Below are 15,035 nucleotides of genomic sequence, written 5' to 3'. Positions count from 1 at the left end.
GTCTGGGTGCGTCCGGGCTCGCGGCCTAGACTGGCCGAAATGACGACCCTGGCTGCCCCCGACCTGGCCGGCGCGGCTCGCGACGACGCGACGCTGCGCCGCTTCCTGCACGGTCTGCCCGGCGTGGACCAGGTCGGCGCCGAAGGGCGTGCTACCTCGCTCGCCACGCGCAGCATCAAGACCACGGCCAAGGCGTGGGCCATCGACACCGCGATCTCGATGGTGGACCTCACCACGCTGGAGGGCGCCGACACGCCCGGCAAGGTCCGCTCGCTCTGCGCCAAGGCCCGGCGCCCCGATCCGGCCGACCCGGCGACCCCGGCGGTCGCCGCCGTCTGCGTCTACCCGGATCTGGTCGCCACCGCCGTCGAGGCGCTGCGCGGATCGGCGGTGCAGATCGCCGCGGTGGCCACCGCCTTCCCCTCCGGCCGGGCCTCGCTGGCGACCAAGCTCGTGGACGTCCGCGAGGCCGTCGCCGCCGGCGCGACCGAGATCGACATGGTGATCGACCGGGGCGCTTTCCTCGCCGGGCGCTACCTGCAGGTCTACGAGGAGATCGTCGCGGTCAAGGCCGAGTGCGGCGACGCGCACCTGAAGGTCATCCTCGAGACCGGCGAGCTGACCACCCTGGACAACGCCCGTCGGGCGTCGTGGCTGGCCCTGCTGGCCGGGGGCGACTTCATCAAGACCTCCACCGGCAAGGTCTCGCCCGCGGCGACCGCGCCGGTGGCGCTGGTGATGCTGGAGGCGGTCCGTGACTTCGCCGCCGCGACCGGCGAGCGCCGCGGCGTGAAGCTCGCCGGCGGCATCCGCACCACCAAGGAGGCGGTGCGCTTCCTGGTCATGGTCAACGAGGTGGCCGGCGACGACTGGCTCGACCCGGACCTGTTCCGCTTCGGCGCCTCCAGCCTGCTCAACGATCTGCTGCAGCAGCGGCACAAGCTGACGACCGGCAGCTACGACGGACCCGACTACGTGAGTGTTGACTGATGGCCAAGTTCGAGTACGCGCCCGCCCCCGAGTCGCGTGACATCGCGCGGCTCAAGCCGAGCTACCAGATCTTCGTCGACGGGCAGTTCCGCGACGGCGCGGGCGAGGCGATCAAGACGATCGACCCCGCCGACGAGCAGCCGCTGGCCGAGGTCGCCGAAGCCGGCCCGTCCGACGTGCAGGACGCCGTGCGGGCCGCGCGGCGGGCCTTCGACGGGCCGTGGTCGGCGATGTCCGGGGCGGAGCGGGGCAAGTACCTCTTCCGCATCGCCCGCGCGATCCAGGAGCGGGGCCGCGAACTCGCGGTCCTGGAGTCGCTGGACAACGGCAAGCCCATCCGGGAGTCGCGTGACGTCGACATCCCCACCGCAGCCGCGCACTTCTTCTACTACGCCGGCTGGGCGGACAAGCTCGGCTACGCCGGCTTCGGCCCCGCGCCGCGTCCGCTCGGCGTGGCCGGCCAGGTCATCCCGTGGAACTTCCCGCTGCTCATGGCGGCCTGGAAGATCGCGCCGGCGCTGGCGACCGGCAACACCGTGGTCCTCAAGCCCGCCGAGACGACGCCGCTCACTGCCCTGGTCCTGGCCGAGATCATCGCCGAGGCCGACCTGCCGCCGGGCGTGGTGAACATCCTCGCCGGTGGTCCTGCCATCGGCCAGGCCATCGTCGAGCACGACGATGTCGACAAGATCGCCTTCACCGGCTCCACCGAGGTCGGCAAGATCATCCAGCGGTCGGTCGCCGGGACCGGCAAGAAGGTCACCCTCGAACTGGGCGGCAAGGCGGCCAACATCGTCTTCGACGACGCCCCGCTGGACCAGGCCGTCGAGGGCATCGTCAACGGCATCTTCTTCAATCAGGGTCAGGTCTGCTGCGCGGGGTCGCGGCTGCTGGTCCAGGAGTCCGTCGCCGACGAGCTGGTCGACGCGTTGAAGCGGCGTCTCGGCACGCTGCGCGTCGGACACCCGCTGGACAAGAACACCGACGTCGGGGCCATCAACTCCGGCGAGCAATTGGCGCGGATCCGCGCATTGACCGACGCCGGCGAGGCGGAAGGGGCGACGCGCTGGTCCCCGCCGTGCGACCTGCCCGATCGCGGTTTCTGGTTCCCGCCCACCGTCTTCACCGACGTGACCCAGGCGCATCGCATCGCGCAGGACGAGATCTTCGGTCCGGTGCTCTCGGTGCTGACCTTCCGCACCCCGGATGAGGCGATCGCGAAGGCCAACAACACGCCCTACGGCCTCTCGGCCGGTGTCTGGACGGAGAAGGGCTCGCGCATCCTCGCCATGGCCGCCAAGCTCCGCGCCGGCGTGGTGTGGGCCAACACCTTCAACCGTTTCGACCCCACCGCTCCGTTCGGTGGTTACAAGGAGTCCGGCTTTGGTCGCGAGGGCGGCCGGCACGGGCTGGAGGCGTACCTCGATGTCTGAGCGATCGAGTGGACGGCTGGACGTCCGCAAGACCTACAAGCTCTACGTGGGCGGCAAGTTCCCCCGCTCGGAGTCCGGCCGGTCCTACCCGGTGACGGACGGCGAGGGCGCGCTGCTCGCCCATGCCGCGCATGCCTCCCGCAAGGACGTCCGCGACGCAGTCGTCGCTGCCCGCGGCGCCTTCGGAGCCTGGTCCGGCGCCACCGCCTACAACCGGGGACAGGTGCTGTATCGGGTCGCCGAGGTGCTCGAGGGTCGCCGGGAGCAGTTCGTCGCCGAGCTCACCGCCGGCGAGGGACTGTCGGCCGCGCGCGCCGCGGCGCAGGTGGACACCGCCATCGACCGGTGGGTGCACTACGCCGGGTGGACGGACAAGTACGCCCAGGTCGCCGGCTCCACCAATCCAGTCGCCGGCCCCTACTTCACGTTCACGCTGCCCGAGCCGACCGGGGTGGTGGGCGTGCTCGCCCCGCAGGACTCCTCCCTGCTCGGGCTCGTCTCCGTCGTCGCGCCCGTCATCGCCATGGGCAACACCGCCGTGGTCGTCGCGGCCGAGCGTCGGCCGCTCCCCGCGGTGACGCTGGGCGAGGTCCTGGCGACCTCCGATCTCCCCGGCGGCGTGGTCAACCTGCTCACCGGGTTCACCGCCGAGCTGGCGCCCTGGCTGGCTTCGCACCGCGACGTCAACGCCCTCGACCTCACCGGCGCCGCGCCGGAGGACCGCGCCGCCCTGCAGCGCACCGCCGCTGACAACGTCAAACGGGTCTTCGTCCCACGAAGCGCGTCCTTCGACGGCGACCCCGGCCTCACCCGGCTGGCGGCGTTCACCGAGTCCAAGACCGTCTGGCACCCGGTCGGGGTCTGACGACTCAGGTCGCGTCGTCCCAGACGTAGCCGACTTCGTGGCTCTCCGGGTCGGGAATGATCTGGTATTGCCGGCGGCGGTGATACCAGATGTGTTCGGGCACGTCGCTGTTCAGCCAGGCGATGCGGTGCCAACCCCACCAGTCGTCGAAGTAGCTGGGCTTACCGCGCCAGCTCAAGTGAGCGGGCAGGTGACGTCCCGCAGCGTCCCGGATGCGGTCGTGCTCCTCGTCGACGATCAAGGGCCGCCCCCGGAGATCGACGAGAACCAGCCCGAAGCCCGCCGCCGCCAAGAGCTGGACGAAGAGCGGCAGCTGCGGCCCCCGCCGGCTGTTCTCCGCTCGGGCGATCGTCTGCTGCGGGACGCCGGCCCGTGCCGCAAGCTCGCGCTGGCTCAATCGTCGCTGCCGCCGCGCCGCCCGCACCCACGCGCCCCCGTCGATCATCCCCCCGGCTGTCATTGCCTCAGTGTCCCGCGTCGAAGCACTCGCTTCCGGCGCAGACGCCTGCCTGTGGACAACCTCCCGGGCACTGGCACTGGCACACCGCTTCGCGCGCGATGGTGACTTGACAGCGATTCAGAGTCAGGGCGACTCTCGCGCGCGATGGTGACTTGACACCAATTCGGAGTCAGGGCGACTCTTCCGCGCGATGGTGACTTGATCCGCTTTCAGGGTCAGCACCCGTGACTCACTTTCGCTGTCAAATCACCATCGACCGCGCAGGCGTCCGTGACCCACTTTCGCTGTCAAGTCACCATCGACCGCGCAGGCGTCCGTGACCCGCTTTCGCTGTCAAGTCACCATCGACCGCAATTGGGACCCCGTCCCGAGCTCGACCGGTGCCGCCGTCGTGCTTGCTGTCGGCTGGGGAGGCGGGCCGGGGCACCGACAACCCCGGTAAGTTGCGGGGCATGACGTCCATGGCCGCCGCCATCATCCCGATCACCCTCACGGTCAACGACCGCACCGGCATCACGCTGTATGCGCCGCCGTGGGAGGACGAGGACGGCGATGAGTGGCAGGGTTTCCTCGGTGACGGCGCGAAGATCCTGCTGTACCCGAACACTGCTGATCTTGCCGCCTTCATCGCGTCGGGCGAGGAGAACGACCTCTCCGATCACCCGGGGTGGGGCCAGATCCTGAAGGCCACGCCGGACGAGCTGCGCCCGGCGAGCGAGGACCGCTACGACCTCGACGCCGTCTACGAGTGGGCCGGGGGCGAACCGGACCCGATGAACGTGTCGCAGCTCGCCAACATCGTCGACATGGTCGGCCGCATCGCCGACTGCTGCGACGACGGCAAGCTCCGCAGGTTGGTCGAAGGGACGCCTGCCTTCGTCGATCTCGTCGACGAGGACAACACCTACCAGGGGCGGGACGGCCGCAAGCGCTGGAACGAGCTCGGCGACACGATCGCCGACTCGTGGGAGCGGGCGCTCAAGCGCGTCGAGGACTGGCTGAACTGGCAGGGCGACTTCAGCGCCAACGACCTCGACGAGGACGACTCGGTCTGGGCGCGGGTCGGTGCCGAGCCGATCGAGCTGCGCTTCGCCGACGCCACGCTGCTCACCGTCCGCGGCGAGCTGGTGGTCGACGCCCCGGCCGACGCCGACGACGAGGAGGACGTCGAGTACGTCGACGTCGAGTTCCTCGGCAGCGATCAGCACATCGTCGTCTTCAGCGAGGTGAGCGACCTCGCCCGCTTCTGTCGCGAGGCCACGGAGCACCGTCTCACCCGGCTGCCCGGCTGGCGTGACCTTGCCGACGTCGCGGACGACGACGAGTTCGCACCCGCCGAGGACGCGGCCTACGACCTGCGCAAGCCGTCCTCGGTGGGCGCCGAGATCCTGCGCGAGCTCGCCGAGTTCTGTGGGCTGGGCGCCGACACCGACGTCCTGGACGGGGCCACCGTGGACAAGGACGACTGGAACACGCTCGTCGCCGAGGTCCGCACCTGCCTGCGCGACGAGAGCAGCTGACGGAACACCGTCCCTGGCCGCGGTGTTGTGGCCGATATGGAGCAGTTGCCGCCCGTTCCACTGTCCGTCCTCGATCTCGCCCCCGTTGCCGAGGGCGTCACCTCCGGTGACGCCCTGCGCGCGACCATCGCCACTGCGCAACGGGCTGAGGAGCTGGGTTTCAGCCGCTTCTGGGTCGCCGAGCACCACAGCATGCCGGGCATCGCCAGCAGCGCGCCGGCGGTCCTGATCGGCGCGATCGCGGGGGCGACGACGCGGATCCGCGTCGGCTCCGGTGGCGTCATGCTGCCGAACCACGCGCCACTGGCCGTCGCCGAGCAGTTCGGCACGCTCGCCGCGCTGTACCCGGGCCGCATCGACCTCGGCCTCGGTCGCGCCCCCGGCAGCGATCCGCTGACCGCCCACGCGCTCCGTCGCGGCGCGGACCTGCAGGCCGACACCTTCCCCGAGGAGCTCGGCGAGCTGGCCGCCTTCCTCGCCGACGACTTCCCCGCCGACCACATGTACCGCAACCGGGTACGGGCCGTGCCGACCGGCGATCTGCAGCCGCCGCTGTGGCTGCTCGGGTCCAGCCTCTTCAGTGCCGAGCTGGCCGGGCTGCTGGGCCTGCCCTTCGCCTTCGCCCATCACTTCAGCGGCGGGCACACGCTCCCCGCGCTCGAGCGTTACCGCGCTGCCTTCCGCGAAGGCGGGTTGCTGACCAAGCCGTACGCGATGGTCACCGCCCAGGTCGTCTGCGCCCCCACCGACGAGGAGGCCGACCGTCTCGCCCTCCCCTCGGCACTGTCGTTCCTGCGGCTGCGGCAGGGCAATCCGGGCAAGCTCCCGAGCCCGGAGCAGGCCGCGCAGTACCCCTGGTCGCCGGCGGAGCAGAACTTCGTGCGCGAACGGCGGCTCGGGCAGGCCGTCGGCTCGCCCGAGACCGTCCGCGGAGCGCTGGCCGACCTGCTCCGGGCGACCGAGGCCGACGAGCTGATGATCACGACTCAGGTCTACGACATCGCCGACCGGACCCGATCGTTGGAGCTGACCCGCGAGCTCTTCGCCGACGTGCCGCTGGGGCTGCAGCAGGGCTGATCTCCGTCGGCGTTCTAGGGTCGGGGAATGCGTCGACGTCGCCTGGCCGTGCTCGCTGTCGCCCTGGTCGCCGTCGGGGCGTCTGCCTGCTCGTCCGACGGGGGCGGGTCGAGCAGCGCACCGCCAGCGCCCACCGGCTCGGCGACGCCGCCGATCACGCGGGCGCCGAGCAGCACGGTGACCTCCTCGGCGCCGTCGACCGCCACTGCGGCGCCGTCGGCCTCCGCCACCGCGCCGAGCTCGACGGCGGCGCGCGTGCTGGCGAGCATGAGCCTCCGGCAGCGTGTCGGACAACTGATCATGATCGACTGCCCGAGCACGGGGGTCACGGCCGCCACCCGCACGGCGCTGACCCGCGACGACGTCGGCTCGGTGATCCTCGACGGCACCACGCAGTCCGGGCGCAGCGCAGTCTCCGGCGTGACCAGCGCGCTCCGGTCGCTCGCCGGAGGCAAGACCGGACTCTTCATCGCCACCGACCAGGAGGGAGGCCTGGTCCAGCGGCTGCAGGGACAGGGCTTCGACCGGATCCCCAGCGGCGTCGAGCAGGGCCGACTCTCGCCCGCGGCGCTGCGCTCCGACGCCCGCTCGTGGGGCCGCCAACTGCGCGGGGCCGGGGTGAACGTCAACCTCGCACCCGTGCTGGACGTCGTCCCGGCCGGGGGTGGTGCCAACCCGCCGATCGGGGACCTCGACCGGCAGTACGGCTCGACCCCCGCGACCGTCACGTCGCACGGCCTGGCCTTCGCCGCCGGCATGACGGCAGCCGGCGTCGTGCCGGTCGTCAAGCACTTCCCGGGCCTCGGCCGCGTCACCGGCAACACCGATGTCGCCAGCGGAGTCACGGACACGGTGACGACCGCCGACGACCCGGACCTCGCCCCGTTCCGGGCCGCGGTGAGGGCAGGCGTGCCCTTCGTGATGATGTCCACGGCGATCTACAGCCGTATCGACCCCGGCACGCCGGCAGCCTTCAGCAGGCGGATCGTCACCGGATTGCTCCGCGACCAGCTCGGCTTCCGCGGCGTCGTCATCAGCGACGACCTCGGCGCCGCCGACCAGGTCAGCGCCTACTCCCCCGGCCAGCGCGCCGTCCGCTTCGTCCGGGCCGGTGGCGACGTCGTCCTCAGCGTCGTCGGCAGCCAGTCCGGCGAGCTCACCTCGGCCTTGGTCGCCGAGGCCAAGTCCGACCGCAGCTTCCGCGCGCGGGTCGACGCCGCAGCGCTACGGGTGCTGTCGGCCAAGCAGGCGGCCGGGCTCCTCGGCTGAGAAGCATCCGACGGCGTGCAGCGCTGTCGGAGGTCAGCGCGCCACGACCACCACGGAGAGCAGCACGTCGAAGTCCCGGACCGGGTGGCCGTCGCCGTCGACGAGGACCCAGTAGGCGGCGTACGTGGCGGCGACCGAGGGCAGGACGAGATCCAGGCTGACGCTGACCTCCGCGCCGACGGCGCAGTCGGGTACGGCTGACCACGGCTGACTCCGGATGAGGCGCGGGCCGCCGAGGGCTCCGATCCGCACGAGCCGCCACCCCGCCCAGGGTTGCGACCCGATGTTGCGCAGCGTCCAGGCCGCCCGCAGTGTGGCGCCCGCCGTCGCGATGCGCCCGAACGGGATGCTGCCGCCGACGACCTCGTAGCGCCGGGGCTCCGCAGGGCCGGCGCCTCGCCGCGGGCGGCTCGTCCGGTCAGGACCGCGCACGCCGCGCGCCTCGGCGTAGATGCTGAGCAGCAGGCCGTCGCCGCCGAGGGCGTTGTCGTACCACTCGACGAGGTGACGGTTGGGCCGCGCCTTCCCGGTCTCGATCTGGGAGAGCGTTCCCCGCCCGGTGCCCGAACGCGCCTCGGCCTGGCGCAGCGAGACGCCCGCCGACCGGCGCAGCAGACGCATGGTCGCGCTCAACTCGGCCCAGAGGTCAGGCACGAGGGCCACCGTGGGCCCCAGTTCGCCGCCGGCTCTCGAGCGGCGACGGGAGGCCCCCGATGCCTACCGTCACCATCCCCCCTCGGAGCTCGAGCCGGCGGCGATTCCGGCGCAACACGACTATGCGCGGCGCGTGCGCACGGTGGGTGATCGACAGCCGTTTCCGTACAAGCCCGTACGAGCCCGTACGGTCCGGATGAGGTTATTGCCCCACTTGTCCCTAGCCTGCGACGGCTTCGGCCGCTTCCGGCAGAATCGCAGCGTGAGCGGTCCGACCCCCGACCCGAGTTCCGTGATGACGCGCGACGACTTCGCGGCCGGACTCTCGGAGCTGCGGCGGCGCGCCGATCGCTCCATCCGCGAGCTCAGCCGGCTCACCGACATCCCGTCGGCCACCCTCGGCGGGTACTTCAGTGGCCGCAACCTGCCCCAGCCGGGCCAGATCGGCCGGCTCCGCGCTGTGCTGGCCGCCTGCGGACTGGCCGAGGACGACATCGAGGCCTGGCTGGAGGCAGCCGACCGTGCCCGCGCGACACCGGCGCAGGACCGCGCCCGGGGAGCGGCGCCCTACCCGGGGCTGACCTCCTACGACATCAACGACGCGCAGACGTTCTTCGGACGCACCCGCGAGACCGAGCGCATCGTCGAGCGGCTGAACGAGCGGCGCCGCGCCGGCGTCCGGGGCGGCCTGCTCGCCGTCGTCGGACCGTCCGGCTCGGGCAAGACCTCGCTGCTGCGTGCCGGGGTCGCCGCGGCCCTGGCCGGCGACGACTCCTGGAGCTGTGTCGTCCGCACCCCGACGGCCACCCCGCTTCCCGTCCTCGATGCGGCGCTGACCGCCTTCGGGGACGGCACGCCGGTCCTCGTGCTGGACCAGTTCGAAGAGGTCTTCACCTCCGTCGCCGACGCGGATCGGCCCTTCGTCCTCGACCGGCTCGCCGAGATCTCGGCGGAGACGGTCGTCGTGCTCGGCATGCGAGCCGACTTCTACGCCGTCGCCGCCCGCGAGCCGGTGCTCGTCCCGGCCCTGCAGGACGAGCAGTTCCTGCTCGGTCCGCTCGCCCCCGACGACCTGCGCCAGGCCATCGAAGGTCCGGCGACCGTTGCCGGGCTCACCGTCGAACCCGCGCTGCTCGGTGTCGTCCTGGCCGCGATGGCGCCGCGGGACGCATCGGGTGCCGGGCACGATCCGGGCGCGCTGCCGCTGCTGTCGCATGCGCTGCGGGCGGCGTGGCAGCGGGGCAAGAGCACAGTGCTCACCCTGGCCGACTACCAGGAGGCCGGGGGTATCGACGGGGCCGTCGCGCGCACCGCCGAAGAGGCCTACGGCCGGCTCAACCCCGCTCAGCAGCACCTCGCGCGGGGACTACTGCTGCGCCTGGTCAACATCGACGATGTCGCGGTGACGCGCCGCCGGATCGGCGGGGCTGAGCTGGCCGCGCTGCGCGCCGCCGACTTCGGGCCCGTCATCGACGAGTTCGTCGCTCAGCGGCTGCTCACCGCGGGCGCGGACAGCGTCGAGGTCAGTCACGAGGCCCTGCTGGCGGCCTGGCCGCGGCTGCGGTCCTGGCTGGACGAGGACCGCCTCGAGCTCGCGCTGCACCGCCAGGTGACCGAGGCGGCCAACGCCTGGGCCGATGCCGGGCGGGACGACACGTTGCTGCCGCGGGGCACCCGGCTGGACGCCGCCGCCGAGCTGCTCGACCGGACGTCGACGCGTACCCCGCTGACCAGCCTGGAGCGCGAGTTCGTCACGGCCGCGGTCACCGCCCGCGACGCGCAGCTGCTCGCCGAGCGGCGCCGCACCCGCTCACTGCGGCGCCTGCTGGCTGCGGTCGCGGTGCTCTTCCTCGTCGCCTCGGGGCTGGCGGTCTCGGCGTTCCGGGCCCGGTCGTCGGCCGATGAGGCCCAGCGTGACGCGGCCTCCTCGCGGGACAACGCGCTCTCCGGCCAGCTCGCGCTGCAGTCGCGGGAGCTCCGCGCCACGGACCCCGCGATGGCCCAGCAGTTCGCGCTGGCGGCGTACCGGACCGCTCCCACCCCGGCGGCCCGGGCAGCTCTGATGGAGACCTCGGCTGCCCCCGTCGTCACCCGTCGCCTCGGCGCCGCGGGCCCCACGCCGCTGGCGGTCTCCCCGGACAGTGCCATCGTGGCCGTGGGTGGTGCCGACGGCGTGGTCCGGCTCTTCCGTACCTCGCCCGGCGACCTCGCACCGCTGGCCACCCTCCCGGCCGCGGACGACCGCCGTGACCCGGTCACCGCGGTGGCGTGGCTCGACGCCCGCACGGTCCTGGCCGGTAACGCCGGTCGGCTGCAGCTCTGGGATGTCAGCCGACCCGCCAAGCCGTCGCGCGCCGGCGACGTCGCCCTCGCTTCCGACCTCGTGCCGGCCGCCATCACCGTCGCCCCCGGCAACCCCGAGATCATGGTCGGCGGCGCCGGCGAGCGGCCGCTGCAGGCCTTCGACCTGCGTGACCGGCAGCGACCGCGGCCGGGTGACGTGCCGGCGGTCCTGGCCTCGGCGGTGCCGAAGGGCGGCGAGCTCTACTCGCTGGCCTGGAGCCCGGACGGCCGGTACCTGGCCGCCGGCGGCGACTTCGACCGGCTGCTGCTCCTCGACACGCGCGGCAGTGGTGCGCTACGGCGGATCGAGACCGGCGCACACCGGCAGCTGGCGCTCCGCTTCGTCGCCGGCCAAGGCGGCGACCGGCTCTACGTCGGCGACAGCCAGGGCGTCGTCAGCCGGATCGACCCGGCCGATGGTCGCCGGGTGGCGCAGGGTCGGGTCACCGCGGCCGGGTGGGCGCAGGCCATCGCCGTCTCCCCCGACGGCGGGACGGTCGCCGTCGGGTACGGCGACAGCATCCTGCGCCGTTTCGACGCCGGGACGCTGGCGCTGCGCGGCGGACAGCGAACCCCGAAGGAGGTCGTCGGCGCCGCCTACGTCGATGGCGGCTCGGCGGTCGTCCTCACCTGCACCGACGGCGCGACCTACCTGCTGCCGGCCGCCGGCGACCGGGTGCCGACGCCCGCGACGACCTACAACCTCTCCTTCGACCGCGGCGGCAACCGGCTGCTCGCCATCACCAGCGGCGACGGTGGCGGCGGGCGCATCTGGGACATCCGCGGCGCGACGCCGACTGCGATCACACCGTTCTTCCGCATGACCGACCGCGACGACGGTGCCAGCGGGGGCGGGGCGCTCAGCCCGGACGGCCGTCTCGCCGCCCTCAACAACTTCGGCGGACAGGTGCAGCTCTTCGACCTGCGCCGGGCAGCTGCGCCCCGACCGTGGGCGGCCCCGTTCCAGGCCGCGAAGGAACTGGTCGAGTCACTGTCGTTCAGCCCGGACGGGTCGGTGCTGGCCCTGGCCAGCGACGACAAGAGCCTCTCGCTGTGGGACGTCAGGCAGGCCGCCCGACCGCAGCTGCTCTCCCGGGTCTCCGGCTCCGGCGAGCTCTACGACGTCACCTGGAGTCCGGACGGCCGGCTCGTGGCCGTGACGGGCAACGCCGGCGTGGTCTCGCTCTGGTCGGTGGCCGACCGGCGCGCGCCGACGCTGCGGGCACGGCTGCCGGTGCTGGCCGAGAGCGGCGGCGGAGTCGCCTTCAGCCGGGACGGCCGGCTGCTCGCCGCCTCGGGATCCGGCGGCCGCACCCGCGTCTGGGAGCTCGACTCGGCCGTCCCCCGTCCGCTCGGCAAGCCCTTCGTCGGCCCCACCGACGCGGCGAACGGCGTCAGCTTCAGCCCGGACGGCCGGCTGCTCGCCGTCTCCAGCAACGACGCCACGGTGCGGATCTACCAGGTCCGGGGACGGGAGCGGACGGCGCAGGTCACCCTCGACGCCGGCGGTCCCGCCTTCGCCGCCCGGTTCAGTCCCGACGGCCGGCACCTGGTCGGGAGCGGCCGCGCCGACTCCGCGCCGGTCTGGACCGTCGACCTCGCCGCCACCGCACGCATGCTCTGCGCCCGCGGTGGTGACGCGCTGACCCGCGCCGAGTGGGCGCGCTACGTCCCGGACGCCTCCTACGTCGCCCCCTGCGGCTGAGGCACCCGGTGGGCGACCCCGGTCAGGCCTGCAGCCGGGCGTAGCCGGGCTTGATGAGGGAGTTGATGATGGTGAGGCGCTCGTCGAAGCCGATGAAGGCGCTCTTCATGGCGTTGACGGTGAACCACTGCAGGTCGGCCCAGGTGTAGTTGAAGGCGTCGGCCAGCAGCGACATCTCGCGCGTCATCGAGGTCTGGCTCATCAGCCGGTTGTCCGTGTTGACGGTGACCCGGAACTGCAGCCGTCGCAGCATGCCGATCGGGTGCTCCTCGATCGAGTTCGCCGCCCCGGTCTGGACGTTGGACGACGGGCAGAGCTCCAGCGGGATGCGCTTGTCGCGGACGTACCGGGCGAGCCGGCCGAGCTTGCCGCCCGCGGTGATGTCGTCGACGATGCGGACGCCGTGGCCCAGCCGATCGGCACCGCACCACTGCAGCGCCTCCCAGATGGACGGCAGCCCGAAGGCCTCACCGGCGTGGATGGTGAAGTGCGCGTTCTCGCGCCGCAGGTACTCGAAGGCGTCGAGGTGGCGGGTGGGCGGGAAGCCCGCCTCGGCGCCGGCGATGTCGAAGCCGACCACACCGTCGTCGCGGTACTGCACGGCCAGCTCGGCGATCTCCCGGGAACGCGCGGCATGGCGCATCGCCGTGGCCAGGGCGACGGCGCGGATGGTGTGCCCCTCGGCGGCCGCCGCGGCCTCGCCCTGCCGGAACCCGGCGAGGACGGCCTCGACGACCTGTTCCAGGCTGAGCCCGCCGTCGGTGTGCTGCTCGGGCGCCCAGCGGATCTCGGCGTAGACGACACCGTCGGCGGCGAGGTCCTCGACCGCCTCGCGGGCGACCCGGGTGAGCCCCTCGACGGTCTGCATCACGGCCACGGTGTGCGAGAACGTCTCCAGGTAGCGCTCCAGCGAGCCGGAGGTGCAGGCCGCGCGGAACCACTCCGCGAGCCCTGCGACGTCCGTCGTCGGCAGCGCCTCGTAGCCGATGCGCTGGGCCAGATCGATGATGGTGGCCGGCCGCAGGCCGCCGTCGAGGTGGTCGTGCAGCAGCACCTTCGGTGCCTGGCGGATGTTCTCGACGGTGAGCGGCGCGGGCATGCGCTCACCGTATCCGCCCCGCGGGTGCCGAGCGGGCCGGGTCGGGAAAAGTAGAGTCGCCCCCGTGAGCGACGGCGACCGCAAGTACCACATCGGTTTCGGCAAGGCCGACCTCCCGGAGGGCGCGACGACCGTCCTGCTCAGCGGCGACCCGGACCGGTCGCGGCTGATCGCGGAGAAGTACCTGCGCGACGGCCGGGTGCTGGCCCGCAACCGCGGGCTGGACGCCTTCGTCGGTACCCTGCCCGGCGGGGCGCCGGTGATCTGCGCGACGAGCGGGATGGGGGCGCCGTCGCTGAGCATCGTCGTCAACGAGCTGGTGTCGCTCGGCGTCGAGACCGTCATCCGCATCGGCACGGCCGGCTCGATCCAGGACTCGGTCCGGGCCGGGCAGGTGGTGATCGCCTCCGGCGCCGTCACCAATCAGGGCGCGGCGGCCGACATCGCGCCGACGGCGTTCCCCGCCGTCGCCGACCCGTTCGTCACGGTCGGGCTCGCCGAGGCCGCAACCCGGATCGGCGCCGCGCACCATGTCGGGGTCATGGCCTCGACCGACACCTTCTTCGAGGGGCAGGAGCGCTTCGAGTCCTCGGCCAACCCGCATCTGATCCGTCGGCAGCGCGGCATGATCGAGGAATACGTCCACCTCAACGTGCTGGGCTTCGAGATGGAGGCCGGGACGCTCTTCACCATGGGTGTCGTCTACGGCTTCGCCGCGGGCTGCGTCTGCGGCATCGTCGCGCAGCGCTCCGAGGCCGAGGCGCCGGATCTCAGCCTCAAGGACACCGCAGTCGGCAACGCCATCCGCGTTGCGATCGAGGCGGCCGACGCGCGGACGAGCGAGGCTAGCCGTAGGAGATAATTTCGAATGTCTTCTGATTTATGTATGCCGACGAGCCGGCATTCAAGTAAGTCTGCTTTCCGTAGGCAGTGGGTCCAGATGCGATCGTCCGACATCCGCCTGCCGTACACGCTTGAGCCCGCAACCCGTAGGCCTTGTCGGGACCCGAGGTGCAAAGCACAGTCGCTTGGTGTCCGTCCGGAGATCGCGTGATCCCATAACACGTGAACGCTGCGGCCGCGTCAGCTTCGGGAGCGGAGGCGAAACAAAAGCTGCTGCTGGCCACAAGTACAGCAAGAAAGAGACGACCCACCGTCATTGCAATGCCTCCCAACTAGATTTGGTGGGGGACGTTACTGCAATACGGGGGAATTCGAAACTCAGGCGTCAGCCAAGATTTTCGCGCCCGAACGCCATCGGCAGGACCTCAATCATCTGCTTGATCCCCTCAGGGGTGTCGAGTAGCAGGTCGGGACCACCGTGCTCCCACAGCAGCTGCCGGCACCGGCCGCAGGGCATCAGCACGTCGCCGTGCGAGTCGACGCAGGCGAAGGCGACGAGGGATCCACCGCCGGAGGCGTGGAGCGCGGACACCAGCCCGCACTCGGCGCAGAGTCCCACCCCGTACGACGCGTTCTCCACGTTGCAGCCCACGACCGTCCGGCCGTCGTCCACGAGCGCCGCGGCGCCCACCGGGTACTGCGAGTAGGGGGCGTAGGCGTTGCCCATGGCTTCCAAGGCAGCGCGACGCAGCCCGGACCAGTCGATGGTGCTCATTG

Annotated in this window: 13 protein-coding genes; 8 read left to right on the top strand and 5 right to left on the bottom strand. The window is 72.2% G+C overall.

Annotation, left to right across the window (positions count from 1 at the left end):
• The first annotated feature begins 39 nt into the window (after nt 1-39).
• Genes deoC through AC0NZQ_RS05950 form a run of 3 tightly spaced genes read left to right on the top strand, consistent with a single transcriptional unit; the run spans nt 40 to nt 3,288 of the window.
• Complete coding sequence (deoC, locus tag AC0NZQ_RS05960; protein WP_474528736.1) at nt 40-990, top strand: deoxyribose-phosphate aldolase; 951 nt, start codon at nt 40-42, stop codon at nt 988-990.
• Nucleotides 990-2,423, top strand: coding sequence for an aldehyde dehydrogenase family protein (locus tag AC0NZQ_RS05955; protein WP_474528734.1), 1,434 nt, complete (start codon nt 990-992; stop codon nt 2,421-2,423). The genes deoC and AC0NZQ_RS05955 overlap by 1 nt, the downstream gene beginning before the upstream one ends.
• Nucleotides 2,416-3,288: an aldehyde dehydrogenase family protein gene (locus tag AC0NZQ_RS05950; protein WP_474528733.1), complete on the top strand. Its 873-nt coding sequence runs from the start codon at nt 2,416-2,418 to the stop codon at nt 3,286-3,288. The genes AC0NZQ_RS05955 and AC0NZQ_RS05950 overlap by 8 nt, the downstream gene beginning before the upstream one ends.
• A gap of 4 nt (nt 3,289-3,292) precedes the next feature.
• Here AC0NZQ_RS05950 and AC0NZQ_RS05945 read toward each other — a convergent pair whose 3' ends face one another.
• The gene (locus AC0NZQ_RS05945) at nt 3,293-3,748 is read right to left on the bottom strand and encodes a helix-turn-helix transcriptional regulator (protein ID WP_474528732.1); all 456 of its coding nucleotides are present in this window, start codon (nt 3,746-3,748) and stop codon (nt 3,293-3,295) included.
• A gap of 452 nt (nt 3,749-4,200) precedes the next feature.
• Between AC0NZQ_RS05945 and AC0NZQ_RS05940 the strand changes: the two genes are divergently transcribed.
• Nucleotides 4,201-5,268: a hypothetical protein gene (locus AC0NZQ_RS05940; RefSeq protein WP_474528731.1), complete on the top strand. Its 1,068-nt coding sequence runs from the start codon at nt 4,201-4,203 to the stop codon at nt 5,266-5,268.
• A 36-nt stretch (nt 5,269-5,304) separates the two neighbouring features.
• Nucleotides 5,305-6,345 carry an LLM class flavin-dependent oxidoreductase gene (locus AC0NZQ_RS05935; protein ID WP_474528730.1) on the top strand — a complete coding sequence of 347 codons (1,041 nt, stop codon included), beginning with the start codon at nt 5,305-5,307 and terminating at the stop codon, nt 6,343-6,345.
• 14 nt (nt 6,346-6,359) lie between these two features.
• Here the strand turns inward: AC0NZQ_RS05935 and AC0NZQ_RS05930 are convergent, their stop codons facing one another.
• On the bottom strand, nt 6,360-6,614 hold the full coding sequence (locus AC0NZQ_RS05930; protein WP_474528729.1) for a hypothetical protein: 255 nt from the start codon (nt 6,612-6,614) through the stop codon (nt 6,360-6,362).
• Here AC0NZQ_RS05930 and AC0NZQ_RS05925 point away from each other — a divergent pair.
• Nucleotides 6,613-7,614 carry a glycoside hydrolase family 3 N-terminal domain-containing protein gene (locus tag AC0NZQ_RS05925; protein WP_474528728.1) on the top strand — a complete coding sequence of 334 codons (1,002 nt, stop codon included), beginning with the start codon at nt 6,613-6,615 and terminating at the stop codon, nt 7,612-7,614. The genes AC0NZQ_RS05930 and AC0NZQ_RS05925 overlap by 2 nt on opposite strands.
• A gap of 33 nt (nt 7,615-7,647) precedes the next feature.
• Here AC0NZQ_RS05925 and AC0NZQ_RS05920 read toward each other — a convergent pair whose 3' ends face one another.
• A complete protein-coding gene (locus tag AC0NZQ_RS05920) occupies nt 7,648-8,268 on the bottom strand; it encodes a helix-turn-helix domain-containing protein (RefSeq protein WP_474528727.1) in 621 nt (206 codons plus the stop codon).
• Nucleotides 8,269-8,530: 262 nt separating this feature from the next.
• Here AC0NZQ_RS05920 and AC0NZQ_RS05915 point away from each other — a divergent pair, with 262 nt between their 5' ends.
• Nucleotides 8,531-12,316: an nSTAND1 domain-containing NTPase gene (locus AC0NZQ_RS05915; RefSeq protein ID WP_474528726.1), complete on the top strand. Its 3,786-nt coding sequence runs from the start codon at nt 8,531-8,533 to the stop codon at nt 12,314-12,316.
• A gap of 22 nt (nt 12,317-12,338) precedes the next feature.
• On the opposite strand, the gene AC0NZQ_RS05910 is transcribed toward AC0NZQ_RS05915, so the two are convergent.
• Nucleotides 12,339-13,415: an adenosine deaminase gene (locus AC0NZQ_RS05910; RefSeq protein WP_474528725.1), complete on the bottom strand. Its 1,077-nt coding sequence runs from the start codon at nt 13,413-13,415 to the stop codon at nt 12,339-12,341.
• Nucleotides 13,416-13,479: 64 nt separating this feature from the next.
• Between AC0NZQ_RS05910 and AC0NZQ_RS05905 the strand changes: the two genes are divergently transcribed.
• On the top strand, nt 13,480-14,277 hold the full coding sequence (locus AC0NZQ_RS05905; RefSeq protein ID WP_474528724.1) for a nucleoside phosphorylase: 798 nt from the start codon (nt 13,480-13,482) through the stop codon (nt 14,275-14,277).
• A 366-nt stretch (nt 14,278-14,643) separates the two neighbouring features.
• Here the strand turns inward: AC0NZQ_RS05905 and AC0NZQ_RS05900 are convergent, their stop codons facing one another.
• Nucleotides 14,644-15,033 (bottom strand): cytidine deaminase, encoded by a 390-nt coding sequence (locus tag AC0NZQ_RS05900; protein WP_474528723.1) that lies wholly within the window; start codon nt 15,031-15,033, stop codon nt 14,644-14,646.
• Between the last annotated feature and the right edge of the window lie 2 nt (nt 15,034-15,035).

Source organism: Jatrophihabitans sp. sgz311053 (assembly GCF_056135305.1).
The sequence above is the reverse complement of the archived record's forward strand: the minus strand, read 5'-3'. Positions and strand labels throughout refer to the sequence as shown.

Bases quoted from the DNA above. Each gene is read 5' to 3' on its own strand.
- deoC (WP_474528736.1), top strand. From the start codon at position 40: ATGACGACCCTGGCTGCCCCCGACCTGGCCGGCGCGGCTCGCGACGAC.
- AC0NZQ_RS05955 (WP_474528734.1), top strand. From the start codon at position 990: ATGGCCAAGTTCGAGTACGCGCCCGCCCCCGAGTCGCGTGACATCGCG.
- AC0NZQ_RS05950 (WP_474528733.1), top strand. From the start codon at position 2,416: ATGTCTGAGCGATCGAGTGGACGGCTGGACGTCCGCAAGACCTACAAG.
- AC0NZQ_RS05945 (WP_474528732.1), bottom strand. From the start codon at position 3,748: ATGACAGCCGGGGGGATGATCGACGGGGGCGCGTGGGTGCGGGCGGCG.
- AC0NZQ_RS05940 (WP_474528731.1), top strand. From the start codon at position 4,201: ATGACGTCCATGGCCGCCGCCATCATCCCGATCACCCTCACGGTCAAC.
- AC0NZQ_RS05935 (WP_474528730.1), top strand. From the start codon at position 5,305: ATGGAGCAGTTGCCGCCCGTTCCACTGTCCGTCCTCGATCTCGCCCCC.
- AC0NZQ_RS05925 (WP_474528728.1), top strand. From the start codon at position 6,613: ATGAGCCTCCGGCAGCGTGTCGGACAACTGATCATGATCGACTGCCCG.
- AC0NZQ_RS05930 (WP_474528729.1), bottom strand. From the start codon at position 6,614: ATGCTCGCCAGCACGCGCGCCGCCGTCGAGCTCGGCGCGGTGGCGGAG.
- AC0NZQ_RS05910 (WP_474528725.1), bottom strand. From the start codon at position 13,415: ATGCCCGCGCCGCTCACCGTCGAGAACATCCGCCAGGCACCGAAGGTG.
- AC0NZQ_RS05900 (WP_474528723.1), bottom strand. From the start codon at position 15,033: ATGAGCACCATCGACTGGTCCGGGCTGCGTCGCGCTGCCTTGGAAGCC.